This is a genomic window from Kribbella sp. NPDC000426 (assembly GCF_040300265.1).
GTDB lineage: Bacteria > Actinomycetota > Actinomycetes > Propionibacteriales > Kribbellaceae > Kribbella.
The window spans coordinates 24,889-48,627 of the sequence record NZ_JBEPDK010000007.1; the positions used below are offsets into that span (position 1 = coordinate 24,889).

General features: G+C 68.5%; 25 protein-coding genes. 7 read left to right on the forward strand and 18 right to left on the reverse strand.

The genetic code is table 11. The features are described 5' to 3' along the window. Nucleotides 1–2: 2 nt before the first annotated feature. The 5 genes from ABT313_RS31665 to ABT313_RS31685 all read right to left on the reverse strand — a co-directional run bounded on the left by ABT313_RS31665 (nucleotide 3) and on the right by ABT313_RS31685 (nucleotide 6,665). Nucleotides 3–2,576, reverse strand: a complete 2,574-nt coding sequence (locus tag ABT313_RS31665; RefSeq protein ID WP_350861399.1) for a phenylalanine--tRNA ligase subunit beta — start codon at nucleotides 2,574–2,576, stop codon at nucleotides 3–5. Next, complete coding sequence (pheS, locus tag ABT313_RS31670; protein ID WP_350861400.1) at nucleotides 2,576–3,685, reverse strand: phenylalanine--tRNA ligase subunit alpha; 1,110 nt, start codon at nucleotides 3,683–3,685, stop codon at nucleotides 2,576–2,578. Before pheS ends, ABT313_RS31665 begins: the two co-directional genes overlap by 1 nt. Beyond that, nucleotides 3,646–4,740, reverse strand: a complete 1,095-nt coding sequence (locus tag ABT313_RS31675; RefSeq protein ID WP_350861402.1) for a hypothetical protein — start codon at nucleotides 4,738–4,740, stop codon at nucleotides 3,646–3,648. Before ABT313_RS31675 ends, pheS begins: the two co-directional genes overlap by 40 nt. A gap of 68 nt (nucleotides 4,741–4,808) precedes the next feature. Further along, nucleotides 4,809–5,123 (reverse strand): hypothetical protein, encoded by a 315-nt coding sequence (locus ABT313_RS31680; RefSeq protein ID WP_350861403.1) that lies wholly within the window; start codon nucleotides 5,121–5,123, stop codon nucleotides 4,809–4,811. Between the two features lie 12 nt (nucleotides 5,124–5,135). Beyond that, complete coding sequence (locus tag ABT313_RS31685; protein ID WP_350861405.1) at nucleotides 5,136–6,665, reverse strand: MFS transporter; 1,530 nt, start codon at nucleotides 6,663–6,665, stop codon at nucleotides 5,136–5,138. Nucleotides 6,666–6,720: 55 nt separating this feature from the next. On the opposite strand from ABT313_RS31685, the gene ABT313_RS31690 reads away from it, so the two are divergent. Next, nucleotides 6,721–7,428, forward strand: a complete 708-nt coding sequence (locus tag ABT313_RS31690) for a TetR/AcrR family transcriptional regulator (protein WP_350861407.1) — start codon at nucleotides 6,721–6,723, stop codon at nucleotides 7,426–7,428. Here ABT313_RS31690 and ABT313_RS31695 read toward each other — a convergent pair. The 6 genes from ABT313_RS31695 to infC all read right to left on the reverse strand — a co-directional run bounded on the left by ABT313_RS31695 (nucleotide 7,418) and on the right by infC (nucleotide 11,452). Further along, complete coding sequence (locus tag ABT313_RS31695; RefSeq protein WP_350861409.1) at nucleotides 7,418–8,125, reverse strand: hypothetical protein; 708 nt, start codon at nucleotides 8,123–8,125, stop codon at nucleotides 7,418–7,420. The genes ABT313_RS31690 and ABT313_RS31695 overlap by 11 nt on opposite strands. Nucleotides 8,126–8,296: 171 nt before the next feature. Continuing rightward, the gene (locus ABT313_RS31700) at nucleotides 8,297–9,190 is read right to left on the reverse strand and encodes a CehA/McbA family metallohydrolase (protein ID WP_350861411.1); all 894 of its coding nucleotides are present in this window, start codon (nucleotides 9,188–9,190) and stop codon (nucleotides 8,297–8,299) included. After that, nucleotides 9,187–9,987 (reverse strand): TrmH family RNA methyltransferase, encoded by an 801-nt coding sequence (locus ABT313_RS31705; protein ID WP_350861413.1) that lies wholly within the window; start codon nucleotides 9,985–9,987, stop codon nucleotides 9,187–9,189. The genes ABT313_RS31700 and ABT313_RS31705 overlap by 4 nt, the downstream gene beginning before the upstream one ends. A 19-nt stretch (nucleotides 9,988–10,006) precedes the next feature. After that, on the reverse strand, nucleotides 10,007–10,399 hold the full coding sequence (gene rplT, locus ABT313_RS31710; protein WP_130439407.1) for a 50S ribosomal protein L20: 393 nt from the start codon (nucleotides 10,397–10,399) through the stop codon (nucleotides 10,007–10,009). A gap of 77 nt (nucleotides 10,400–10,476) precedes the next feature. Next, nucleotides 10,477–10,671, reverse strand: a complete 195-nt coding sequence (gene rpmI / locus ABT313_RS31715) for a 50S ribosomal protein L35 (RefSeq protein ID WP_130439409.1) — start codon at nucleotides 10,669–10,671, stop codon at nucleotides 10,477–10,479. 91 nt (nucleotides 10,672–10,762) lie between these two features. After that, entirely contained in the window at nucleotides 10,763–11,452 is a 690-nt protein-coding gene (gene infC / locus ABT313_RS31720; RefSeq protein ID WP_137257953.1) for a translation initiation factor IF-3, read from the reverse strand. Nucleotides 11,453–11,776: 324 nt separating this feature from the next. Between infC and ABT313_RS31725 the strand changes: the two genes are divergently transcribed. Next, the gene (locus ABT313_RS31725; RefSeq protein WP_350861418.1) at nucleotides 11,777–12,154 is read left to right on the forward strand and encodes a DUF1844 domain-containing protein; all 378 of its coding nucleotides are present in this window, start codon (nucleotides 11,777–11,779) and stop codon (nucleotides 12,152–12,154) included. Here ABT313_RS31725 and ABT313_RS31730 read toward each other — a convergent pair. Then, on the reverse strand, nucleotides 12,141–13,220 hold the full coding sequence (locus tag ABT313_RS31730) for an FAD-dependent oxidoreductase (RefSeq protein WP_350861420.1): 1,080 nt from the start codon (nucleotides 13,218–13,220) through the stop codon (nucleotides 12,141–12,143). The genes ABT313_RS31725 and ABT313_RS31730 overlap by 14 nt on opposite strands. Continuing rightward, complete coding sequence (locus ABT313_RS31735; protein ID WP_350861422.1) at nucleotides 13,217–13,897, reverse strand: TetR/AcrR family transcriptional regulator; 681 nt, start codon at nucleotides 13,895–13,897, stop codon at nucleotides 13,217–13,219. Before ABT313_RS31735 ends, ABT313_RS31730 begins: the two co-directional genes overlap by 4 nt. An 18-nt stretch (nucleotides 13,898–13,915) precedes the next feature. Here ABT313_RS31735 and ABT313_RS31740 point away from each other — a divergent pair, with 18 nt between their 5' ends. From ABT313_RS31740 to ABT313_RS31750, 3 genes are all read left to right on the forward strand, one after another. Beyond that, nucleotides 13,916–14,848 carry a phosphotransferase enzyme family protein gene (locus tag ABT313_RS31740; protein WP_350861423.1) on the forward strand — a complete coding sequence of 311 codons (933 nt, stop codon included), beginning with the start codon at nucleotides 13,916–13,918 and terminating at the stop codon, nucleotides 14,846–14,848. Between the two features lie 46 nt (nucleotides 14,849–14,894). After that, on the forward strand, nucleotides 14,895–15,149 hold the full coding sequence (locus tag ABT313_RS31745; RefSeq protein WP_350861424.1) for a hypothetical protein: 255 nt from the start codon (nucleotides 14,895–14,897) through the stop codon (nucleotides 15,147–15,149). Nucleotides 15,150–15,266: 117 nt separating this feature from the next. Continuing rightward, complete coding sequence (locus ABT313_RS31750) at nucleotides 15,267–15,629, forward strand: hypothetical protein (protein ID WP_350861426.1); 363 nt, start codon at nucleotides 15,267–15,269, stop codon at nucleotides 15,627–15,629. 82 nt (nucleotides 15,630–15,711) lie between these two features. Here the strand turns inward: ABT313_RS31750 and ABT313_RS31755 are convergent, their stop codons facing one another. The 4 genes from ABT313_RS31755 to ABT313_RS31770 form a co-directional block, all read right to left on the reverse strand. Continuing rightward, complete coding sequence (locus tag ABT313_RS31755) at nucleotides 15,712–17,034, reverse strand: discoidin domain-containing protein (protein ID WP_350861428.1); 1,323 nt, start codon at nucleotides 17,032–17,034, stop codon at nucleotides 15,712–15,714. Between the two features lie 82 nt (nucleotides 17,035–17,116). Next, nucleotides 17,117–18,031 (reverse strand): carbohydrate ABC transporter permease, encoded by a 915-nt coding sequence (locus ABT313_RS31760; protein WP_350861429.1) that lies wholly within the window; start codon nucleotides 18,029–18,031, stop codon nucleotides 17,117–17,119. Next, on the reverse strand, nucleotides 18,028–18,906 hold the full coding sequence (locus tag ABT313_RS31765; RefSeq protein WP_350861431.1) for a carbohydrate ABC transporter permease: 879 nt from the start codon (nucleotides 18,904–18,906) through the stop codon (nucleotides 18,028–18,030). The genes ABT313_RS31760 and ABT313_RS31765 overlap by 4 nt, the downstream gene beginning before the upstream one ends. Continuing rightward, complete coding sequence (locus tag ABT313_RS31770) at nucleotides 18,906–20,198, reverse strand: ABC transporter substrate-binding protein (protein ID WP_350861433.1); 1,293 nt, start codon at nucleotides 20,196–20,198, stop codon at nucleotides 18,906–18,908. The genes ABT313_RS31765 and ABT313_RS31770 overlap by 1 nt, the downstream gene beginning before the upstream one ends. 85 nt (nucleotides 20,199–20,283) lie before the next feature. Between ABT313_RS31770 and ABT313_RS31775 the strand changes: the two genes are divergently transcribed. After that, complete coding sequence (locus ABT313_RS31775) at nucleotides 20,284–21,300, forward strand: LacI family DNA-binding transcriptional regulator (RefSeq protein ID WP_350861435.1); 1,017 nt, start codon at nucleotides 20,284–20,286, stop codon at nucleotides 21,298–21,300. 39 nt (nucleotides 21,301–21,339) lie between these two features. Further along, on the forward strand, nucleotides 21,340–22,503 hold the full coding sequence (locus ABT313_RS31780) for a glycoside hydrolase 5 family protein (RefSeq protein ID WP_350861437.1): 1,164 nt from the start codon (nucleotides 21,340–21,342) through the stop codon (nucleotides 22,501–22,503). On the opposite strand, the gene ABT313_RS31785 is transcribed toward ABT313_RS31780, so the two are convergent. Further along, nucleotides 22,496–23,683 (reverse strand): serine hydrolase domain-containing protein, encoded by a 1,188-nt coding sequence (locus ABT313_RS31785; protein WP_350861439.1) that lies wholly within the window; start codon nucleotides 23,681–23,683, stop codon nucleotides 22,496–22,498. The two genes, ABT313_RS31780 and ABT313_RS31785, sit on opposite strands and share 8 nt — an antisense overlap. Between the last annotated feature and the right edge of the window lie 56 nt (nucleotides 23,684–23,739).

Genomic DNA, 23,739 nt, shown 5'->3' on the forward strand with positions numbered 1-23,739 from the left:
CGTCAGCCGACCCGTTGGACGGCGCCGAAGCGGTCGACGGTCACTTGAACGGCGGCCTGCCGGGCGTCGGCGACCTCGTTCTCCTTGAGCGTCCGGTCCGGCGCCCGGAACCGCAGCGCGAACGCGAGCGACTTCTTGCCTTCGCCGATCTGCTCGCCGGTGTACACGTCGAACAGCCGCACCGACTCCAGCAACGCACCCGCGCCCTCGGCCAGCGCAGCCTGCACGTCGGCCGCCGCCACGTCGGCCGCAACGATCAACGCCACGTCCTCCTTGGCCACCGGATACGACGAGAAGGGGAGTGCGGTGATCGACTCGGGGCCGGCCGCGATCAACGCTTCGAGATCGAGCTCGACCGCACTCGACCGGGCCGGCAGGCCGAACGCCTGGCAGACCTTCGGGTGCAGCTCGCCCGCATGACCCACGACCTTGCCGTCGACGACGAACTGAGCGCAGCGCCCGGGGTGCCAGGGAGCGAGCTCGACGTTGGTCACGACCGGCTCGACGCCGACCGCCGACGAGATCAGTCGTGCGATCTGCACCGCGTCGGCCCAACCGGCCGGGCGGCCCTTGCCCCACCAACCGGTCGGGGTCATCGAACCGGTCAGCACCACGCCGACGTGCAGCGGCTGGTCCGGAAGCGCGTCGTACAGCGACTGGATCTCGGCGTCGCTCGGGCGGTGCGCGACCGACGGGAGAGGCGCGGGCTTGGTCTCCGCCTTCGGCAGGAAGACCAGGCCGGTCTGGAAGATCGCCAGGTCGGTTGCCCCGCGGCCGACGTTGCGCTCGGCCGTCCGGAGCAGCGTCGCGAGCAGCATCGTCTGCATCGACGGCTCTTCGTCGGAGATCGGGTTGACCAGGTTCACCGTCGTACGGCGTGGGTCGTCGGCGGGCAGGCCCATCGCGTCGAAGTCCGCCTCACCCGTGAACGGGTACGACACGACTTCCGTCAGCCCCGCCCCGACCAGCGCGGTCGCCACCTTGCGACGGCGCTTCTGCGCGACGGTCAGCCCCTGCCCACCCGGCGCCGCCGGCAGGATCGACGGCACGTTGTCGAACCCGAACAGCCGAATAGCCTCTTCGGCAAAGTCGTTGGGGTCCCGCAGGTCGGGCCGCCACGACGGCGGAGTGACGGTCAGCAGGTCGTCGCCCTCGATGTGCGTGGAGCCGACGGTGATGGCGCCGACCTCAGCCAGCGCCGGAGCGTGAACACCGGCAGCCAGCGGAGCAGCAACCGCATCCGCCGGAGCTGCCTCCACCGTGCAGCCCACCGACTCCAGATGACGAACAGTTTCCTCGAGCGTGATCGGCGTGCCTGCCACCCGGGCCGCGTGATCGGCGCGGACGGTCACCGGCTCGGGGAGGTTGTGGGTGTCGACGACGGTTTCCTCGGGGAGGATCGTGCCGCCGGCATACTCGGCCAGCAGATCGGCGACGCGCTGCGCGGCGTACCGCGGGAGCAGCGGGTCCACCTCACGCTCGAACCGGCGCGACGCCTCCGACGACAGCTTGTGCCGGCGCGATGCGCGCGCGATCACAATCGGGTCGAAGTGTGCGGCCTCGATCACCACGTCGGTGGTCGCGTCGGAGATCTCCGTCGACGCGCCGCCCATCACGCCGGCGACACCGATCGCGCCGGAGTCGTCGGTGATCAGCAGGTCCTCGACGTCCAGCTCACGAGTCTGGTCGTCGAGCGTCATCAGCTTTTCGCCGGCGTTCGCCCGCCGTACGACGATGTCGCCGGACAGCCGGCCCTTGTCGTAGGTGTGGATCGGCTGACCGAGCTCGAGCATCACGTAGTTCGCGACGTCGACGCCGATCGAGATCGGCCGCATCCCCGACGCGAGCAACCGCTTCTGCATCCACCGCGGCGACAACGCCTTCGCGTCGATCCCGGTCACCGTCCGCGTGACGAACACGCTGCACGCCTCGGCATCGTCGACCCGGACCGGATAACCGCCCGCGCCGGACCCGCTGAGCGGCAGCTCCGCCGGATCCTTCAGCGGCACGCCGTACGCCGTCGCCGTCTCGCGTGCGATCCCGCGGATCGAGAAGCAGTACCCGCGGTCCGGCGTGATCGCGAGGTCGAGGACGTCGTCCGCGAGCGAGAGCAGCTCGATCGCGTCGTCACCCGGCGTGGCCTCGCCCGGCTCCAGTACGACGATGCCGTGCGTACCGTCGTCGCCGAGGCCCAGCTCCTGGCTCGAGCAGATCATCCCGTTGGAGACATGCCCGTACGTCTTCCGGGCCGAGATCGCGAACCCGCCGGGCAGCACCGCACCCGGCAGCACGACGACCACCAGGTCGCCGACCGCGAAGTTGTTCGCACCGCAGACGACCCATTGCGGCTCGTCCTTGCCGATGTCGAGCGAGCACCAGCGGATCGTCTTGCCGTTCTTCTGCGGCTCGTCCTCGAAGCTCAGCACCTTGCCGACCACGAGCGGGCCGGTCAGATCGGACTCCTCGACGGTCTCGACCTCGAGGCCGGCCCGGATCAGCTTCTCCCCGACGTCGCGGCCGGTCACCCCGGCCGGGAGGTCGACGTACTCACGAAGCCATGACAGTGGGACCCGCATCAGATCTCCATCCCGAACTGGCGGCTGAACCGCACGTCACCCTCGACCATGTCCCGCATGTCCTCGACCCCGTTGCGGAACATCAGCGTCCGCTCCAGGCCCATGCCGAAGGCGAAGCCGGAGTACCGCTCCGTGTCGATGCCGTTGGCCTGCAGGACCCGCGGGTTCACCACCCCGCAGCCGCCCCACTCGATCCAGCCCTCGCTGCCGCAGGTGCGGCACGGGCGGTCCGGGTTGCCGACGGACGCGCCGCGGCAGACGAAGCACTTCAGGTCGACCTCGGCCGACGGCTCGGTGAACGGGAAGAAGTTCGGCCGCAGACGGGCCTCGAGGCCCTCGCCGAACATCGAGACGACGAAGTGGTCGAGCGTGCCCTTGAGGTGCGCGAGCGTGATGCCTTCGTCGACAACGAGCCCCTCGACCTGGTGGAAGACCGGCGTGTGGGTCGCGTCCAGCTCGTCGGTGCGGAACACACGGCCCGGGCAGATCACGTAGATCGGGGGCTTGCGGCTCAGCATCGAGCGCGCCTGCACCGGTGACGTGTGGGTGCGCAGGACCTTGCCGGAGCCGGCCGGCTCGACGAAGAACGTGTCCTGCATCTGCCGCGCCGGGTGGTCGGGCTGGAAGTTCAGTGCGTCGAAGTTCAGCCACTCGGCCTCGACCTCAGGCCCCTCCGCGACGTCCCAGCCGAGCGCGGTGAAGACATCCGCGACCTGCTCGGAGATCAGCGAGAGCGGGTGCCGCGCGCCGAGCTCGGGGGTGTGCCACGGCAGCGTCACGTCGACGCGCTCGGTGGCCAGCATCTGCTCCTCGTGCGCGGCCTCGAGGACGGCGAGCCGGGACGCGAAGCCCTCGTTGATCGCCTTCCGGGCCGCACCGATCCGCTGGCCGGCCTCCTTCCGGGCCTGCGGCGGCAGCGCGCCGATCTCCCGGTTGGCCAGCACGATCGGCGACTTGTCGCCCAGATGGGTGGACTTGGCTTCCTGCAGGGCAGCCAGATCGGCCGCCTCGGTAAACGCCGTCAGCGCCTCGTCGCGGGTCCGCTCCACCTCTTCGGCATGCAGCGGCGTCACTTCGACCGGGTCGTAATCAGTGTTGGGACCGGACATGGCTCGCTCTCAATTCGGAACTTCTGCGAATTGCAGTCTAGAAACCCCAACCCCATTCCCGTGAATCGCCCGTCCACACCTGCCCTCGTCGCGGCAGGTTGGGGAGGAGCGAGGGGGCAGGAGGTGGAGCAGGGGTGGGGGTGGCCGGGCCAGCCGTGGAGGTGGAGGGTGGCGGCTACCTGGGACGCTGCTCGGCAGGGCTCGCTGACGACCTGGTAGCCGAAGCGCAACGTCACCTTGCCGGTCGTCGCGGCAGCGTTGTCCCTGGTCATGTCGCGCCAGCGACTGAGCGAGTCAGTGTGACCCGCGCGGCCGTCGAGCTCGACGATGACGTCGTACGGCGTGTACTCCGAGTCGCGATAGACGACGGAGCCGCCGTCGACGACGCGGACCTGCCGTCGCGCCCGCGGCAGACCGTGGGCCCGCTCGACCCGCCGAAGGTACGTCTGCTCGAGGAACGACTGAACGCCTTCGGCCGCGTCCGTCAGGATCCGCCGGAGCACCCGGCGACCTTTCAGCTCCGGGAGCGAGTGCAGCTCAGCCGACAATCGGGCCGGCGTGGTCCGGCGCTGCCTGCAGGCGTCGAGCAGGATGGCCGCCCGCCTCGCCACATCCGTTTCTGCGGCGGCGGCGATCAGCACCGCGACCTCCAGCCGAACCGCTGGTGGGTCGCGCGTGGGATGCAGGAGGGAGGACAGATCGCGATGCCGGGAGACGACCACTCCAAACCTCCGGCCGACCCGCCGCGAGTGCGGTACTGCGAGATGAATCCGGTCGTCCAGGTCCCCGCCGACGCCGTATGCACGGAGCGCGGTCGCCCCGGTCAACGCCGCGCCGGGCCCACACGCCAGCCACGCTGCCCACATCCGGGTCGACCAGGGCAGCGGTCCGGTGAAGTCGGCGTACACACCTGAATGGACCCGCTGCAACTGCCGCGCCCGGCAACGTCCTTGCATGACCTTGTCGCTGATCCCGTGGGCAATCGCCTGCTCCCGACTGAACGCTCCCGCCTGCCGTCGACGCAGCTCCGCGAACGACTCGATGCTCTCCTTCACACCGGAGAAGATGCACGCGGTCGCACCCGCCGAACGGCGCGATCTTCCGGCTGTGGATGAAAGCTGACTCAGCCCATCCGCCACCTGCTGCGGACGGTCACGCCGAGGATCGCCAGCGAGACCGCCAAGGCGATCCCGCCGACCGGCAGCAAGAAGAGCGGGTACGTCGCGGCCGGGGTGCGGCCCTCGAGGATGAGGCAGGCCGCGCCGGTCACGACGTACCCGGTGGCCAGGGCGGTTGACAGGACGCCGGCCGCCTGGGCCCACTTCAGGACGAACCGTTGGGATCTCCATCGGCCGACGATCAGCGTGACGAGGGCGACCGGGATCAGCCCGAGTACGACGACGAGCATCAGGTTCACGATCCCCTGCGAGTCCCGCATGCCTGCATGCTGTCAGTGCACGGGGTCGTCCACCGGTGCCGGAGCCGGGTCCTGGACCTTGGCGTGGCCGCGTGGCAGGAGGACCAGGGCGACTATGGCGCCGGCGATTGCGCCGCCCGCGCCGACGGTCATCGAGATCGACATTGCGTCGATGAAGGCGTGTTTGGCGGCGGCGAAGAAGTCCGGGCCGAGGGCGAGCGTGTCCGCGATCGACTTGCGGGCCGCTTCGGGGACCGAGTCGGGCAGTGCCGAGGAGTACGCCGCGGCGAGCACACTGCCCAGTACGGCGACCGAGAGCGCCGCGCCCGTCTGCTGCACGGTGTCGTTCATCGCCGAACCCACGCCGCGGTGCTCCGCCGGAACGGCCTGCATCAACAGCGTGTACGCCGCCGGCCCGGCCAGGCCACCGCCGATCCCCATCACCAGCAGGCCGATGATCAACAGCCCGTACCCGCTCGAGTCCGACACCTGCGTCAGGATCCCGAAACTGCCCGCAATGATCAGCAGCCCGAGGCAGATCAGTGTCCGGTCCGCGACCTTCTTGCCGAGCGCGGCCCCGAGTCCGTTGAACACCGCCGCCGCAACGGCGTACGGAATCAGCGCCAGCCCCGCCTTCAACGGGCTGTACCCGAGCACGAACTGCAGGTACTGCGTCAACGCCAGCAATAGCCCGCCAGCGGTGAACGACAGCAGCACGATCGAGAAGCTCGTCCCGCTGAACCGGCGATCCCGGAACAACGCGAGCGGCACCATCGGGTGCTCACTCCGCTTCTCCCACAGCGCGAACGCGGTCAACGCGACCACACCGACCGCCAGACCACCGAGCACCCGCCCCGAACCCCAGCCGTACGCCGGGATCGACACGATCGCCCATACGACCGACGCCATGCCGACGATCGTCAGCACCGCTCCGACCGGGTCGACGTTGCGCGCCGGACCCTTCGACTCCGGGATCAGCGCCAGCGTCCCGATGATCGCGAGCACCGCGATCGGGACGTTCAGCAGGAAGATCGAGCCCCACCAGAAGTGGTTCAGCAACACGCCGCCTACGGTCGGGCCGGCGACGACGCCCAGCATCGCGACCATCGACCAGCCGGCCATCGCCTTGCGCTGCTCCTCCGGCGGGAACACCGTGAACAGCAACGACAGCGTGCTCGGCATCAGCAGCGATCCGCCGACGCCCATAAGGAAGCGGCAGGCGATCAGTTGCCACGGGTTGTCGGCCAGCGTCGCCAGCAGCGAGGCCGCGCCGAACACGACCAGACCGAGCAACAGCATCTTCCGCCGGCCGAACCGGTCGGACAGGCTGCCGGCGGTCAGCAGCAGCCCGGCGAACGCCAGGATGTAGGCGTCGATCACCCACTGGATGTCCGCGGGCGTCGCACCCAGGTCGCGCATCAGCGACGGGATCGCCAGGTTGAGGACGGTGTTGTCGACGACCAGGACCATCAGGCTCAGGCACAGGATCAGCAGGATCCACCAGCGACGCGGATGACCCGCCGGCGCGGAGGTCTCGGCAGACTCGAACGGTGTACTAGTCACTCGCACACTGTACGACAAACTCGTACGGTGTGCGAGAGCTTTGTAGGATGGGCGCATGAGGGAAACGATCTGGACCCGGCAACGGTCGGCTGCACCGGCGCGCGAGACGCTCAGCCGGGAGCAGATCGTCAAGACCGCGATGGAGGTGCTCGACGGCGAGGGCGTCGCCGGGCTGAGCATGCGCAAGCTGGCCGCGCGGCTCGGCGCCGGCGCGACCAGCCTCTACTGGCACGTGCCGACCAAGGACGATCTGGTCGACCTGCTGATCGACCAGGTCTGGGGCGAGATCGACGTACCCGAGCCGGAGCTGGCCGGGTGGCGGAGCGGGGCGCTGCTGTTCGGCCACAGCCTGCGCTCCGCCGTACTGCGGCATCCCTGGCTGCCCGAGGTGATGTACACCCGGCCGAGCATCGGGCCGAACGCGATGGGGCTCGGCGAGCGCGGTCTGGTGCTGTTCGGGGCGGCCGGATTCGTCACACCGCACGAGGTCGATCTGGCCATGGGCAGCGTGATGTCGTACGTGCTGGGCACGGTCAGCGCCGAGGTCGCGACCCGCGAGATGGTCCGGAAGTCCGGCCGCTCCGAAGAAAGCTGGGTGAGCGAGATGCTCGAGCAGGCGCAGTCCGTCGCCACCGACTACCCGCAGATGCAGGAGTCGGTACGCCGCCGTACGTCGGTGGACCTTGACGGCGAGCTGACCGAGAACTTCGTCTTCGGGCTCGACGCGCTCCTCGACGGACTGCAGGCCCGCGTCAAGAAGTAAGGCCGAACCAAGGCTCCTTGGCGAGCTCCTCGTCCAGCACCTTCCGGTCGCCCTCGTTCGCGACGAGCTTCGTCAGCTCTCTCGCCTTCTCCAGCTCCGCGCGAGCGGCCGCTGTCTGACCGGTCGCCGCGAGTGCTCGCGCCAGGGCCTCGCGGGCGAACGGTTCGTCCCAGTCGCCCATCTGCTCGCGGTGCGTCTCGATGAGTTCGAGACAGCGCCGCGCGTGCTGCAGTCCGACCTCGATGCGTCCGATCCGGAGCGCGACGCGGGCGATCAGGTGCTCGCCGCGCGCGTGATTCGCCTCGTTGCCGGCCTCCAACCAGTGCAGGCAGGCGGCGTACGCACCGTACAGCAACCGCTCCTGGTCCTCGAGAGGACTCGTCTCGTCGATCTCGTCGAGCAGGTCCCACGTCTCGTTGTTGAGCTCGACGCCGAAGTACCGGTGCAACTCGCGGCCCTCCACCAGCTCGGTGGCGACCTTCTCCATCAACTCCGGCCAGCTCGCCAGGCCGTACTCGCGCGCGATCGTCAGCTGCGCATCCCGCAGCGTGAAGCTCGCTTCGTCGTACGCCGGGTGGTATGCGCGAGCCCGCTCGATCGCGTCCGGCCTGCCTTTGGCGACTGCCTTCCGGAGCTCCTTGGCCCGGGCACGCAACTGGCTCAGACTCGCCTTGGCGGGCAGCGGTGTTGTCGACATCAACGGTCCTTCCAGAACAGCCCGCTCCGCTGAATCAGGCCGTCCCGAAGGGTTCACCGGCCGACACAAGTACTACTCCCACCATCCAGGTGCACTCGGTGCTTGCCGCGAAGAGGAGGCGCCCTGGCGCGCGCTACCCCAACGCTGACACGCCGACCCCGAGCCCGTCAATCAGGCCGGTAGGTGGATCGGGTTGGTCCAGGCTCGGTGGCCGGTGGGGTCTTCGATGGTGATGCGGCAGTGGCGGCCACGGAACAGCTGCCAGGGGAGGGCGCACTCGGTGAGGTCGGTGCCTTGGGCAAGTTCTGCGCCGGGGTGGCCGCCGGTGAGAAGGATCTTGGCGGCGGGTGAGCAGCGTACGACGACCAGCTCGCCCTCGATGCGTACGTCGTACAGCTCGGGGCCGGTGCTGGAGTAGAAGTGGCCGGCTTTCAGGGCGGTGAGGAGGGCGTCGGGGTCGAGGGTTTCGGCGCGGACCTGTACCCAGGCCTGACAGGGCGGCGGGTCCTGGGGTTGCAGGTGGGCGTCGTCCGCGGCGTACGTCGTCAGCCGGTGGCCGCGGTTCAGCAGGACGTCGGCGAGGTGCCAGCTGTCGCCGCGGTTCTCGCGGTCGGACAGTGCGTTGTAGACCTCGACCGAGTGGGCCGCGTCCAGGCTTTCCGCGTCGATCGCGGTCAGCAGTGAGGCGGACGGATGAGCCATGCCGACGAATGCGCCCGCGGCCCGTGCCCGGCGTGCGAGCTCAGGACCGGTCTCAGAGTTGGAAGGAGTGGCGAAGTCCAGGGGCAGTCCGGCGGCGATGATGTGCCATTGCTGCCCGGCTTCGGTCTGCGGAGCGTGGAGTTCGGCGCCGATCAGCGTGGTGAAACTGTCCGATCGCAGGTCCCGGGTGTCGGTTACCGGGTACCCGTACTCCGGCCGGAAGTGGTCGGTGATCGCGACGAAGTCGTACCCGGCGTCCCGGTAGACCTGCGCGGTTTCGGCCGGTGACAGGTAACCGTCGGACAGGTTCGTGTGCGTGTGCAGGTTCCCGCGCCAGAACCGCCCCGGCAGATCGAGCGTCACCGGCGCTGTGCCCGGGCCGACGCGTACAGGCAGACGGCGGCGGCCGTCGCGAGGTTCAGCGACTCGGCCCGGCCGTAGATCGGGACCTTCACCGAATGGTCGACGAGGGCGTTGATGCCGTCGGGCAGCCCGTGCGCCTCGTTGCCGAACAGCCAAACGGTCGGCTTGGCGAGCGTGCCGTCGTCGATGCAGGTGTCGAGGTCGGTGGCGCCGTACCCGTCGGCGGCGAGGACCTGCAGGCCCTGCTCACGCCACGACCGGACGGCCTCGACGATGTCGACGTCCGTGCTGATCGGCACGTGGAAGATGCTGCCGACGCTGGCCCGGACCGCCTTCGGGTTGTGCGGGTCGACGGACTCGGCCGACAGTACGACGGCATCGGCGCCGGCCGCGTCCGCAGTACGGATCAGGGTGCCGACGTTGCCGGGATCGCGGACCTGGACGCCGGCTGCGATCAACGTGCCGGCCGGCGCGAACGGCACGGTGACCAGCGAGCAGACGGCGACGACGCCCTGCGAGGTGACGGTCTCGCTCAAGGCTTCGACGGCGGCCCGGTTGACCTCGAACCACGGGACGCCCGCCGCCGCGGCCAGGTCGTGCAGGTCGCGATGACGGGTCGCGACCTCGGGTTCGGCGTACACCTCGACGACGAGCTCGCGATGCTCGAGTGCTTCCCGGACGGCCTGCGGACCCTCGACGAGGAACCGGCCGGCCTTGCGCCGGAACGCACGAGTGGCGAGCCGCCGAGCCTGCTTAATACGCGCTGATTGCGCGGTCAGCAGACCGGGACTCGCCACTGTGGTGTAAGGGTGTTGCTCAGGCCGCGGCGTCGGTCTTCGGCGCGTTGACGTCCGCCGGCAGGGCGGCCTTGGCCACCTGCACGAGCGCGGAGAACGCCGCCGGGTCGTTGACAGCCAGGTCGGCCAGGATCTTGCGGTCGACCTCGACCTCGGCCAGCCGCAGGCCCTGGATGAAGCGGTTGTAGGTCAGGTCCTCGGCCCGGACCGCGGCGTTGATCCGCTGGATCCACAGCTTGCGGAAGTCGCCCTTGCGCGCCTTGCGGTCACGGTAGGCGTAGACGAGCGAGTGGGTGACCTGCTCCTTGGCCTTGCGGTACAGCCGCGAGCGCTGGCCGCGGTAACCGCTGGCCTGCTCAAGTACGGTACGACGCTTCTTGTGGGCGTTGACTGCCCGCTTCACGCGTGCCATGAGGTGTTACTCCTTGTATTTCTGCGCCGGAGAGAGGGTGGCCCACTCGGCGGGGATGTTCGGGGGGTGGATGGTGCTCAGATGCCGAGAAGCTTCTTGGCCTTCTTCGCGAACGCGGGTGCAACCTCGACGGTGCCGCTCAGGCGCCGCTTGCGCTTGGACGTCTTCGCCTCGGCGAGGTGGCGGACACCGGTCTGCTCGCGGCGAACCTTGCCCGTACCGGTGATCCGGACGCGCTTCTTCATCCCCGAGTGGGTCTTCATCTTCGGCATGGCTGTTGTGCTCCTGATTATCTTCGTTGACTCGAACTTCGGTGTGAGCTGCTCCGGCCGCTGTGACTGACCTGGCCGCCGGAGCGTTTCGTCACTCCGGGTCGAGGTTGTCGGCCGGACCCTTCGGCTTCTTCGTGACGCCGGCGGCGCGTTCTGCCTCGTGGGCCTGGGCCTGCTCGGCGCGCTCCGCACGCTCCGCCTGCTCCTCGGCCTCCCGCTCGGCCTTGCGCTGCGCCTTCTCGGCTTCCACGTCCACGCGCGCCTCGGACTTCTTCTTGTGCGGCCCGAGCACCATGATCATGTTCCGGCCGTCCTGCCGCGGCGAGGACTCGACGAAGCCGAGCTCGTTCACGTCTTCGGCCAGCCGCTGCAGCAACCGGAACCCGAGCTCGGGCCGGGACTGCTCACGTCCGCGGAACATGATGGTGATCTTGACCTTGTCCCCGGCCTTCAGGAACCGGACCACGTGACCCTTCTTGGTCTCGTAGTCGTGCGGGTCGATCTTCGGCCGCAGCTTCATCTCTTTGATGATGGTGTTGGTCTGGTTCCGGCGGGACTCGCGCGCCTTCTGCGCGGTCTCGTACTTGTACTTGCCGAAATCCATCAACTTGCAGACCGGAGGCCGGGCGGTTGCCGCGACCTCGACCAGGTCGAGATCGGCCTCCTGGGCCAGCCGCAGTGCGTCTTCGATCCGGACGATGCCGACCTGCTCACCGTTCGGTCCGACCAGTCGCACTTCGGGAACGCGGATGCGCTCGTTGACGCGCAAATCAGTGGTGATGGGTCCTCCTGGGTTGAACTAGTACGTGTGCCACCTCGTCATCGCCGCGAGCCCCCCGGAAAAGACGAAAGGCCCTCGTGCGATCACACGAAGGCCCAATTCCCAGATCGACGACGCCCCAACCCCTCCGGGTGGTACGCCGTACGATCGCTGTGATGCTCCGGATGTCCTCCAGAATCTCTCAGCGTTGACCGGGACCCGCCGACTGTTCATCGACTGGGTGGGAGGTGGCCCTCCGCTTAGACCAGAACCACCGGCAGCCCTTGAATATTCCACTCAGGGGTCACCAACAGACCGGGTCGGTCGCCGTGTAAGAGTAGCAGCATGACCGACGCAGATGCCACTTCAGAGCCTGGCCCCCTTTCGACCGCTTCCCGCGACATCGCCGAGGTCCCCGCCGTCGAGATCATCTCGACGGCCGCACTCCACCTGATGAGCGCCGCGGCCGTCAACCTCGGCCTGGCCGCCGATCTGCCCGACCACAAGGACCTGGACGAGGCCCGCTCACTGATCGACTCCCTCGCCGGCCTCCTCGACGCCGCCGCCCCCGCCCTCGGCCACCACCACGCCGCTCCCCTGAAGGACGGCCTCCGCTCCCTCCAACTCGCCTTCCGCGAATCCAGCACCATCCAGGACGACCCGGGCCAGGGCCCTGGCGAGAAGTACACCGGCGCGGTCTTCCCCGCCGCTACTCAGCGCTGAAGCCGGCGAAGAACGCGACGAGGCCGTCGGGCGCGTCCGGGGCGAAGCAGACCTCCATGTTCTGAGCGGATTCCGCGGCGGCCAGCTCGGCCCTCGGGAAGAGCGCCGCCTCGTACGTCGACAGCGCGGCCTCGGTGTCGGCGTGGGCGATCAGCGCGGCGGCGAGTTCGTTGGCGTCATGCATGGCGAGGTTTGCGCCCTCGCCGGCGAACGGGGACATCAGGTGGGCGGCGTCGCCGAGAAGGGTGACGCCGGGAACGCGCTTCCACCGGTGGCCGGTCGGGAGCGTGTGGATCGCGCGCGGGAACGGCTCAGCGTCGGACTCACGGATCAGGCGGAGGAAGCGGTCGTCCCAGCCGTCGAATTCGGCCACCAGGTCGTCCCTCGTGATCCCGGACCACGGCGTCGCCGTCCGTACGGCGACGTACACGTGCAAGCGGTCAGGCTCACGGTGACCCAGGAACCCGCGGCCGTCGCCCAGCGCGAAGAGCGAGCCGCCGCCCATCAGCTCGGCGCTCTCCACGTGCCGTACGTCGGGATCGAGCAGATCCAGCTCCGCGAACGACAGACCGGAGTACGTCGGGGTCGCGTCCGACACGAGCGGCCTGACCTTCGACCACGCGCCGTCCGCTCCGATCAGCACGTCGGCGATGAAGCTGGTGCCGTCGGCGAGCCGCACCTCGCGATCGCCTGACACCTCGACGACCTTCGAGCCCCAGCGGATCATGCCGTCCGGCAGGCTGCCGAGCAGCAGTTCGCGCAGGTCGCGGCGATGCACCTCCGGCCGGCCGCTGTCCTCGTGATCATGGGCGAGCCGCAGTACGGCGTGCCGGTCGTACACCTTCATCGCCTCGCCGCCCGGCATCACGAGGCGCAGGAACTCGTCGTACAGACCGGCTGCCTTGAGCGCGGCCTGGCCCGACTCCTCGTGGATGTCGAGCATGCCGCCTTGGGCGCGGGCGGTCGGTGAGGCTTCGGCCTCGTAGACGACGGCGTCGATGCCGTTGACGTGCAGGATGCGGGCCAGGGTCAAGCCGCCGAGGCCGGCGCCGATGATCGCGATCATGCTCGTTCTCCCTTTGTGCGTGGAGTGGCGAGCACTCCGTTGATCAGAACGCGGATGCCCCACGAGGTCCGGTCCGGCCCCGCGCCACTCAGCAGGTCCTCCTCCCCCAGGGCCGCGATGCGCGGATGCGTCTCGGGCTGGACCGCCCGCAAGGCGGCAGCCACTGCGTCCCAGGCTTCGGGGTCGTCGCCGCCCGCGTGCTCGGCGGCGGTCGAGGTGGCCAGCTGCAGCAGGAGGTCGATCCCCCACGACGCCTGCCGCGGCGGCACGCCGCCCTCGTCGAGCAGGGCGAGCACAGACTCCACCAGCCGAAGGTAGTTCGCCCCGGCCGGACGCGCGGTCACGGCGGACTGCGCGAGGCTCGGGTACTCGAACAGCACCAGCGTGTACGACGCCAGCACCGCCTCCAGCCGGTCTCGCCAATCGCCGACCGCGTCTACCGGCGAGAGGTCCACCGCACCGAGCAACTCGTCGAGCACGGCGGCGTGGAGCTGGGCCGTGTTGCGGAAGTAGACGTAGAGCGACGCCGGCCCGGTGTCGAGCTCCTTGGCCAGCCGCCGCATCGTCACGCGATCGAGGCCCTCGGACCGCATCACGTCGATCGCGGCCGCCACGATCCCCCGCCGCGTCAGCGCGACCTTGGCCGGCCGCTCCCGCCTGCTCCTCGGTTCGTCCATGCATCGAGCCTAACGAACATGTTCGTTACGAACAAGTTCGTCGAATCCGATGGTGCCGGCCGACGCGCCCCGGTACGGTCGGCGAACGTGTCTGCCGACGAGATCCCCGCCCCGGTCGCCAAGCTCGACGCCGAGCAGCTGCTCCGCGAGGTGAACGAGCGGTCGGGAGCGGGTCTGACGTTCGTCGGGCAGGCGGCCGAGGGTCAGGTCGGCGCCGGGTTCGTGCGGTGGCCCGACGGGCGCGACGGCGTCCTGACCCGCGGGTTCGGTTCGCTCGACGACCTCCGGCACACGGCGCGGGTCTTGGACGCGGCGCGATCAAAAGGGCTGCCGGTGCCGCAGTACCAACTGCTCACCGAGGTGACCGACGGGGTCGGCGTCGTCCAGGAGCGTTTGCCGGGCCGGCCGCCCGAGGTGATCGACCGCGCGCTGCTCGAAGCGATGATCGCGCTGACCGACCGCTTCGCCGGGCTGGCCGCCGACCTCCCGGTCCCGTCGATGTACCTGCTCGAGAGTGGACCGGGCTTCTGCCTGCACGAGTCCCTGGAGCAATACGACGATCGCGCACGCCGGCTGCTCGACCGGGTCCGCGAGGTCGGCCGCGACGAGCCGAGCGCGATGACCGGGGACGACCTGGTCCACCTCGACTTCCACACCGGCAACGTGCTGGTCGACGAGCACGGCGAACTCACCGGCATCGTCGACTGGGACGGCATCGGCCGCGGCGACCGCCGGTTCGGTCTCGTCACGTTGCGCTTCGACGCGCAGACACGACTGCCCGGCGCCAAGCTCGACTGGTTCGACGACCTACTCGACGAAGCCCTCGATCCCGCCGTACTGCGCCTGTACTGGGCACACATGAGCCTCCGCCTGGTCGACTGGTCCATCCGCCACCACACCCCCACCGACACCACCCACTGGCTCGACTTCGCCGAGACCCGGATGCACTGATCGGGGTCGTTTCGAAGTACTTCGAAACGGCTCTGCCGCTGCCCTCGTGCGGGCTACTTTCGGCCCGGAAGCCTTCACCCGAAGGCTCGAACTCGAGGGGAACATCTTCTGGAGCTTCGCGCCGCACAACCTCTACGTCACCGGTACCCGGGTGCTGGTCAACAACCAGACGCACAACGCAGGCTTCAAGCTCTGTCCGGGGCGCAACGGCACCGGGCAGTGCGGCCCGGTCTCGCGGGTTGTCGGCGCGTACCAGCCGCACGACTTCTCCGGCGTCAAGTCGATCGTGCTGGTGAAGTAGTTCAAGCCTTTTCGGCTGAGCCCGAAATGGCTGCGGACCGCCCCCGGGCCGCCCGTACGCGGTCTAGCTTCGATGGTGAGGCCGCCGATCGGTGGCCACCGCTCGGAGGGGATGAAGATGCGCAAGATTGCGATGACTGCCGCCGGAATCGCCGCTGCTGTGATCGGTACGGGCGTGGCGCTCGCGCCGACCGCGAACGCGGCGACCACCGGCACGGCAACGGCCTGCCCGTCAGGCGCCGTCTGCCTACGGGAGCCGAACGGCAGCATCCTGAGCAAGAACATCTGGTACAGCTACGGCGCACACAACCTGTCGAACGTGATCGGTTCCAAGGTCGCGATCAACAGCCAGACCGGCGGTGCGGGTTTCCAGATCTGCACCGGCTACAACGGCACCAACTGCGGCCCGATCTACCGCGACACCGGCGAGTACCTACCGCACGACTTCACGCCGATCAACTCGATCGTGCTCGTGCGCTAGTCGTCCGGCAAGTCTGACTGGCCCGAGCGGCCCGGCGAGGAGTCGGGCCGCTCGGTGCTGCGTCAACCAGCGTCAACCTGCGTCAGGCAAAGGCTTTGAGTTCGTAGATGCGGGCGGCCGGGTCGGTGCCCTGAGTGGGCGTGGTGATGTTGAGCCGCAGGTAGCGGGCCGTCACCCCGGACAGGGTGTGCGTGGTGACGCCGGCAGTGTTGGCCGTGACCGTCGCCCGCGTCGTCCAGGTCGAGCCGTTCGTGGACGTCTGCAGGGTGTAGGCGCGGGTGTTGTACGACGCGGACTCGCCGCCGGCCGACGCGTGCGAGATCTCCACCGAACCGACCGACACGGCCGACCCCAGATCCACCTGCAGGAACTTCGAGGACGCGAGCGAGCAGAACTTGTCGGAGTTTCCGCCCGACACGCTGCCGTTGACCGCCTTGGCCGGTGTCTCGCTGCTGTTGCACGACGCGGATCCGGTAGCGGCCTTGTTCATTGCGAGGTTGACCGGACCGGTACCGCCGGCCATCGCAGAGGTCATCTCACAAGCCCATTGCCACGGCGCCGCCGTACCGCCCGGGTCGGAGTTGAAGTACTCCCAGCCGTCCACGCCACCGAAGCTCGGGTACTTCGCGACCAGCGACCCCAGGGTGCTCTTCAAGGTTGCCAACGGCACATATCCGGAGCAGTTGGCCGAGTTCGTGATCACACCGGCGACGACCTTGGACGCCGGGAACACGCCGCGGTTGATGATGGCGTCGTACCCGGTGGTGTTCGCCATCGAACCCCAGCCGCAGTAGAACTGCGCGTTGTAGAAGTCGATCTTCGAGCCCTCGTCCCGCTCGAGGGTCTCGTAGTCGAACCCGGACAGGTTGCCGCCGCCGCTCAGCGCGGGCGCGACCGGCGCCAGCGTGATGATGAAGCCGGTGCCGAAGTCCGTGGTCAACTGGTCGATCAGCCGGTTGATCCCGGCCTGCGACATGTTCTCCTCGACGTCCAGGTCGAGACCGTCGAGCCCGTACGTCGTGACGAGGTTCTTCAGCCGCAGATAGTACGTGTCGAACTGGGTGTCGAGCCGCTGGAACGATCCCTGCGCAGCGCCGCCGACGAACGCCGACACCTTCACCCCGGCGGCCTGCATCGCGTGCAGGTCCGCCCACATCTGGGTGAACTTCGCCGACTCCGGCGGATCGTCGTTCAGGTGTACGGCGTTCTCGTCGAGGTGGATCGCGCCGACCAGGACGTTCGTCACGCCGGTGGTGTTGTCGGTGAGCGCCTTCGGCGACACGTAGACGCCGTTCACGTACTGCGTCTGGTAGTAGACGACGACGCGTTTGCTGTCGGCCGTCGTACTCGCCTGCGCCTGGGCGGTCCCGAGGGTGGCGGCCAGCACGGCCGCCACGGCAGACATGACCAATGCCTTACGCAACATTGCACCAACTCCTTCGAACCAAGTACTGCATGGGCGGTTACAGCTGGATCGAAGCAACGGTTCAGCCCTTGACGGCGCCCTCCTCGACACCCTTGAAGAAGAACCGCTGCAGCGTCGCGAACACGATCACGATCGGGATGAACGCGATCATCGTGCCGGCGGCGATCAGGCGGGGGTTGTTGCTGAAGGTCCCGGACAGGTACTGCAGGCCGACGGTCAGCGTGTACTTGTTCGGGTCGGTGAGCACGATCAGCGGCCAGAGGAAGTCGTCCCAGGCGCCGATGAACGCGAAGATCGCGATCACGCTGATCGTCCCGCGCACCGACGGCAGACCGACGTACACGAAGCGCTGCCAGGCGTTCGCGCCGTCGACGATCGCGGCCTGGTCGACCTCCAGCGGCAGCGCGCGGAACGCGTTGTACATCAGCAGGACGTTGAGCGCGCCGATCATGCCGGGCAGCGCGACGCCGAACAGCGTGTTCGCCAGCCCGAACTCCCGCACGGTCACGTACTGCGAGATGATCGTCACCTCGCCCGGCAGCACCAGCGTCGCCAGGAACAGCCCGAGCACGATCTTGCGGCCCCGGAACTGCAGCCGGGAGATCGCGAACCCGGCCAGCGACGCGCCGATCACGTTGCCGCCGACAACCAGGAACGCGACCACGAGCGAGTTCCGCGCGTAGTCCAGCACCGGGATCGTGTCGGTGACCTCTTTGTAGTGCGAGAACGTCGGCTGGGCCGGCAGTAGCCGCGGGATCCGGGTGTAGATGTCCTCCCCGGATCCCTTCAGCGAGGTCGACAGCTGCCACAGGAACGGCCCGATCGTGATCAGCAGCACGAACGCCAGCAGCAGATAGCGCACGACCTTCTCGCGCGGCGAGACCGTATTGAAGCCGAACGACCCGCGCCGGCGGCCAGCAGGACGCGGGTCCTCCGAGACATCGGCCGGACGCACCGGATCGGTCACAGTCGTCATGCTTCAGCTCCCCGACGGTTGAGACGGGCCAGGACCAGCATCGGTACGACGGTGACGAAGAACAGCACGATCGACAACGCCGACGCATACCCGAGGTTGCCCTCGAAACCCTGGCTGTACTGCTGGATCAGCATCACGACCGAGTTGTCCCGGCCGCCCGGACCGCCCTTGCCGCCGCTGAGGATGAACAGCTCGGAGAACACCCGCAGCGCCGACACCGAGATCAGGATCGAGATCAGGATCATCGTCCCGCGGACGCCGGGGATCGTGATGTGCACGAACCGCCGGAACGGCCCGGCGCCGTCGACCGCGGCCGCCTCGTGCAGCTCACGCCCGACGTTCCCGAGGGCGGCCAGGTAGATGATCATGTAGTACCCGAGGCCCTTCCAGATCGTCAGGCTGATTGCGCTCAGCAACAACAGCCACTGGTCGGACAGGAACGGCAGCGGCCCGGAGATCACGCCGAGCTTCTCGGCCAGACCGTTGACCAGACCGCGGTCGTCGAGGATCCACTGCCAGATCAGCGCCACCACGACCGCGGACGCCACCACCGGGGTGTAGAACGCGGTCCGGAAGAACGTGATCCCCGGCAGCTTCTTCTCGACCAGTACGGCGAGCAGCAGCGGCAGGACCGTCAGGAACGGCAGGCAGACCACCATGTAGATGACGCTGTTGAGCAGGGCCCACCGCAACTGCTCGTCGTGCAGCAGGGCCTCGAAGTTCTTCAGCCCGACGAAGTGGCCGCCGCCGATCGGCCTGGCGTTCGTGAACGACAGGATGACGGTGTTGATCGACGGCCACAGGTTGAAGACGAGCAACCACGCGAGTGCTGGGATCACCAGCACCCACGGGGTGAACCAACGGTGATACTTCATTACTGCGTCAGCAGCTGGTTGGCCTTGGCCACCGCGGCGTCGAGGGCTGCCTGGGAGGTGATCTTGCCGGAGATCGCCAGCGAGATCTGCTGCCCGATGAAGTCGTTGGTCGCGCCGCTGATCACCGGCGGCTGCAGGTTCTTCGCCTTGGCCAGCGACTGGAACGCGAGCACCTTCGCGTCGCTCTCCGGCGTGCCGTCGGACTTCGAGAAGTACGGGTCCTGGGCGGAGGCCTTGGTGGACGGGAAGATGTTCACGATCTTCGCGAACGCGGCCTGGTTCTCGGCGTTGGTGACGAACCGCGCGAGTGCGATCGCCGCGGCCTGGTTCTTGGTCTTCGCCGACACCGACAGACCCTGCACGTACAGCGGCGGGGTGTCGAGCGCCGGCGACGGGACGACCTTGCCCTTCAGCGACGGGTTGTCCTTCTGGAAGTCCTGGATCGCGTTGCCGCCGCCGGTGGTCCAGGCGACCTTGCCCTGGGTGAAGAGCTTGGAGTTGCCCAGGTACTCGTTGGTCAGGATGTCGCGCGGCATGTAGCCGGACTTGTAGGCGTCGCGGTACTTGTCCAGCAGCGCGGCGGCCTCGGGGGTGTTGAAGACGAACTTCTTGCCGTCGTCGGACAGGATCTTGACGCCGGCGTTGGTGAAGTCGCCGATACCCGGCAGGCGGCTCATCAGGTATTCCTTGCCGCCGGTCTTGTCGTGCATGACCTTGGCGGCCGCGAGCAGCTCGTCGAAGGTCTTCGGCGGGTTCTTCACGTCCAGGCCGGCCGCGGCGAACTTGGTCGCGTTCCAGTAGTCGATGTCGGTGTTCAGGTACCACGGGTAGCCGAACGTGCCGTTCATGCCCTGGTACTGGTAGGCCTGCACGCCGCCCTCGACGTACTCGTCGGTGATCTTCGGGTCGGCGGCCGCGACGTCGAGCAGCATGTTCTGCTTGGCCAGGCTGAGCGCGAAGTCCGGCGGCAGGTTGGTGACGTCGGGCAGCTGGCCGGCCGAGGCCTGGCTCAGCACCTTCTTGTCGTAGCCGTCGCCCGGCTGGTCCAGCCAGGTCACGTGCGTGCCCGGGTACTTCGCCTCGAAGGCCTTGATCACGCCTTCGACGTACGACGTGAACTTCGGCTTGAGCGCCCACGTCTGGAAGCTGACCTCACCGGTCACCTGGGCGTTCGCGTCGACGGTCGGCTTGGCGCCACCGCTGCCGGAGTCCTCGGAACCGAGGCCGCAACCTGCCAGAGTGAGAGCGGCGGCGGCAAGGGCGGCCACCGGCGCCAGACGGCGTCTACGCATGGATTCTCCTGGGTTTGATAAACCGGTATAGCTCCTGCACTATCGGGGATCGTAGAATCCGCTGTCAAGGGTGAGGGAGGAACCAGTGGCCAGACCGACGATCGCGGATATTGCGACCAGGGCGGGGGTGTCCAAGGGCGCGGTGTCGTTCGCGCTGAACGGGCGGCCCGGGGTCAGCGACGCGACCCGCGAGCGGATCCTGAAGATCGCCGAGCAGATGAGCTGGCGGCCGCACAGCGCGGCGCGGGCGCTGGGGGCGTCGCGGGTGGACTCGGTCGGGATGGTGATCGCGCGGCCGGCCCGGACGCTGGGGGTCGAGCCGTTCTTCGCGCACCTGCTGTCCGGGGTGCAGTCGGGGCTGTCCGCGGAGTCGATCTCGCTGCAGCTGCTGATCGTCGAGGACACCGCGGCCGAGATCGAGGTGTACCGGCGGTGGGCCTCCGAGCACCGCGTCGACGGCGTCATCCTGGTCGACCTGACGGTCAAGGACCCGCGGGTCGACGAGCTCAAGGCGCTCGAGCTGCCCGCCGTCGTGATCGGCGGCCGTGGCGGCAAGGGCGCGCTCGCCTCGGTCTGGGCGGACGACCGCGACGCGATGCTCTCGATCGTGGAGTACCTGGCCGCGCTCGGCCATCGCCGGATCGCCCACGTCGCCGGTACGCCGAACTTCCAGCACACCCAGCGCCGGATCCGGGCCGTCCGCGACGCGGCGCCGCGCCTGGGCCTGGTGGATGCCCCGTCGCTGACCACGGACTTCAGCGACGCGGAGGGCGCCGCGATCACCCGCAAGCTGCTGTCCCAGCCGGAGCGGCCGACCGCGATCGTCTACGACAGCGACGTGATGGCGGTGGCCGGACTGGGGGTCGCGATGGAGATGGGCGTCTCGGTCCCCGGCGACCTGTCGATCGTCGCGTTCGACGACTCGATCCTCACCCAGCTCATGCACCCGGCCCTGACGGCGCTGTCCCGCGACACGTTCGAGTTCGGCCGGCAGGCCGCCGAGGTGCTGCTCGAGACCATCGCCGACCCCGGTGCGGTGATCAATCGCCGCACCGCGGACCCGGTCCTGACGGTCCGCGAGTCGACCGCTCCCCCGGCGTGATGTTGCTCTTCGTGCCTAAACCGATTTAGCATCCTCGCCATGCCTTCGGTTCCCCGGTTCGGTGCCAACTACGTCCCCTCCAGCGGCTGGTTCTACAGCTGGCTGGACTACGACGGCGCCGCCGTACGCCGGGACTTCGCCGACCTGGCCGCGATCGGACTGGACCACGTGCGCGTGTTCCCGGTCTGGCCGTGGATCCAGCCGAACCGGGCGATCGTCCGGCAGCGCGCGATCGCGGACCTGCTCGACACGATCGACGCCGCCGCGGAGCACGGGCTGACCGTCGCGGTCGACCTGATCCAGGGGCATCTGTCCAGCTTCGACTTCCTCCCGTCGTGGGTGCTCACCTGGCACAGGAGCAGCCTGTTCGAGGACCCGACGGTCCGCGCGGGCCTCACGGCGTACGTCGACACCGTGGCGCGCGCGGTCGCGACGAAGCCGAACGTCTTCGCGATCACGCTCGGGAACGAGGTCAACAACCTCTGGCCGGACAGCCCGACCACGCCCGGCGCGTCGACCGCCTGGGCCCAGGAGCTGCTGACCACGCTGAAGAAGGCGGCACCGGACGTGCTCGCTCTGCACTCCGTGTTCGACGACGCCTGGTACAAGGCCGATCACCCGTTCCACCCCGTTGATGCCGTGGATCTGGGTGATCTGAGCACTGTCCACTCGTGGGTTTTCAACGGGGTCTCACGAGTGGACGGTCCCCTCGGACCGGCCACGCTCACCCACGCCGACTACCTGGTCGAACTGGCTCACGCCACGGCGCTCGACCCGGCGCGAGCCGTTTGGCTGCAGGAGATCGGCGTACCCGGGCCGGATATCCCCACGGACCTGCAGGCCGAGTTCACCCGCCGTACCGTCGAGACCGTGCTGCCGAACCCGGCGCTGTACGGCGTGACGTGGTGGTCGTCGCACGACATCGACCGGAGCCTGCTGGACTTCCCGGACCGCGAGTACGACCTCGGTCTGTTCACCGTCGACCACCAGCGCAAGCCGGCGGCACAAGCGCTCGCGACTCTCATCGCCGACATCAAGGCAGATGGCATCCCCGCGCAACCGGCTGCCACCACGCTGACCGCGCCGGCGAACCTGCGCACCGAGCCGGCCCGTCGCCCGGAAGTTGCCCCCGGCAGCGAATTCCACCTGCGCTGGGTCGAGGCCCGCGCGGCCGGCCCGGTGCGGATCGTCCTGCCTAGCTAGTCAGGACCTGCCGCAGCTCCTGGTTGACGTTGGCGCCGGGAGCCGGGTCGTAGTTGCCCAGGTGTACGGCGGTCCAGCCGCGACTCGGGTACCACTCGGCGCTCGTACTCACGCCTGGCGCACCGCCGAGATGTCCGGTGATCAGTGCGCCGTTGATGATCGCGCTGTCCGCGCCGTACCCGACGAAGTTGATGACCTCCGGCAGTCCCGGCTTGGCGGGCAGCGTCTCCATCGCGAACTTCGGGGTGACGAACACGTCGCGCCAGGTCGTGCTCAGCAGCGTGCCGTCGTTGAGGGCCTTCATGAAGCGCACCAAGTCGGGCGCTGTCGCGAACGCGTTGCCGGCCGGGGTGCCGATGACGCCGAACATGTCTGTGTCGAGGGCGTCGTACCGCGTGCCTTCTGCGTCGGTGGGGTACGGATGCGCGAAACGGCGGTCGGTCTTCCATTGGGACAGCAGGGTGAAGTCGGCGGACGTCATGCCGGCCGGGCGGAAGACGTGCTTGCGGATGTAGTCGTAGTACGACTCGCCGGAGATCTTCTCGACGATGCAGCCGAGCACATGGAAGCCGGAATTGCTGTACTTGCTGGTCGTGCCTGGCGCGAAGGCGAGCGACTCGGTGCGGATGAAGGTCAGCGTGCCGTCCATCATCTGCCTGGGCGTCGTCCAGGTGGACGACTCCTCGAAGTACCCCGCGAGTTGCATGTAGTCGCCGAGGCCGGAGGTGTGGTTGAGCAGGTTGTGGATCGTGACCTTGTCCGCGATCCCGGCGGCGAATCCGGTCAGGTACTTGCCGATCGGATCGACGAGGCTCAGCGATCCGCGCTGGGCGAGCTGGGCGATGGCCGTCGCGGTGAACAGCTTCGTCACCGAGGCCAGGCAGTACCTCGTGTCGGCGCGGTTGCGGACGCCGTTCTTCTTGTCGGCAAAGCCCATCGAGCGGGACGTCACCGTGCGGCCGTCGCGGAGCACGAGGACGGTGCCGGAGAACGAGTCGTCGGCCGCGAGCTTGTCGAGATACTTGTCGAGTTCGCCACCGGGGCGTACCGCGACCGGGAGCCCGACGCCTGTCTCCTGCGCCTCGGCGGGAGCCGCCCAGGTGCCGCCGGCAACGACCGCCGGGGCAAGGGCCAGACCGGACCGGCGGAGAAACGTGCGTCTGCTGCTCTGGATTGCCAAGGGAGTTCTCCTCACGTGATCGATGACCACTGAGATCCAACTCGCCGGGCTGTTTC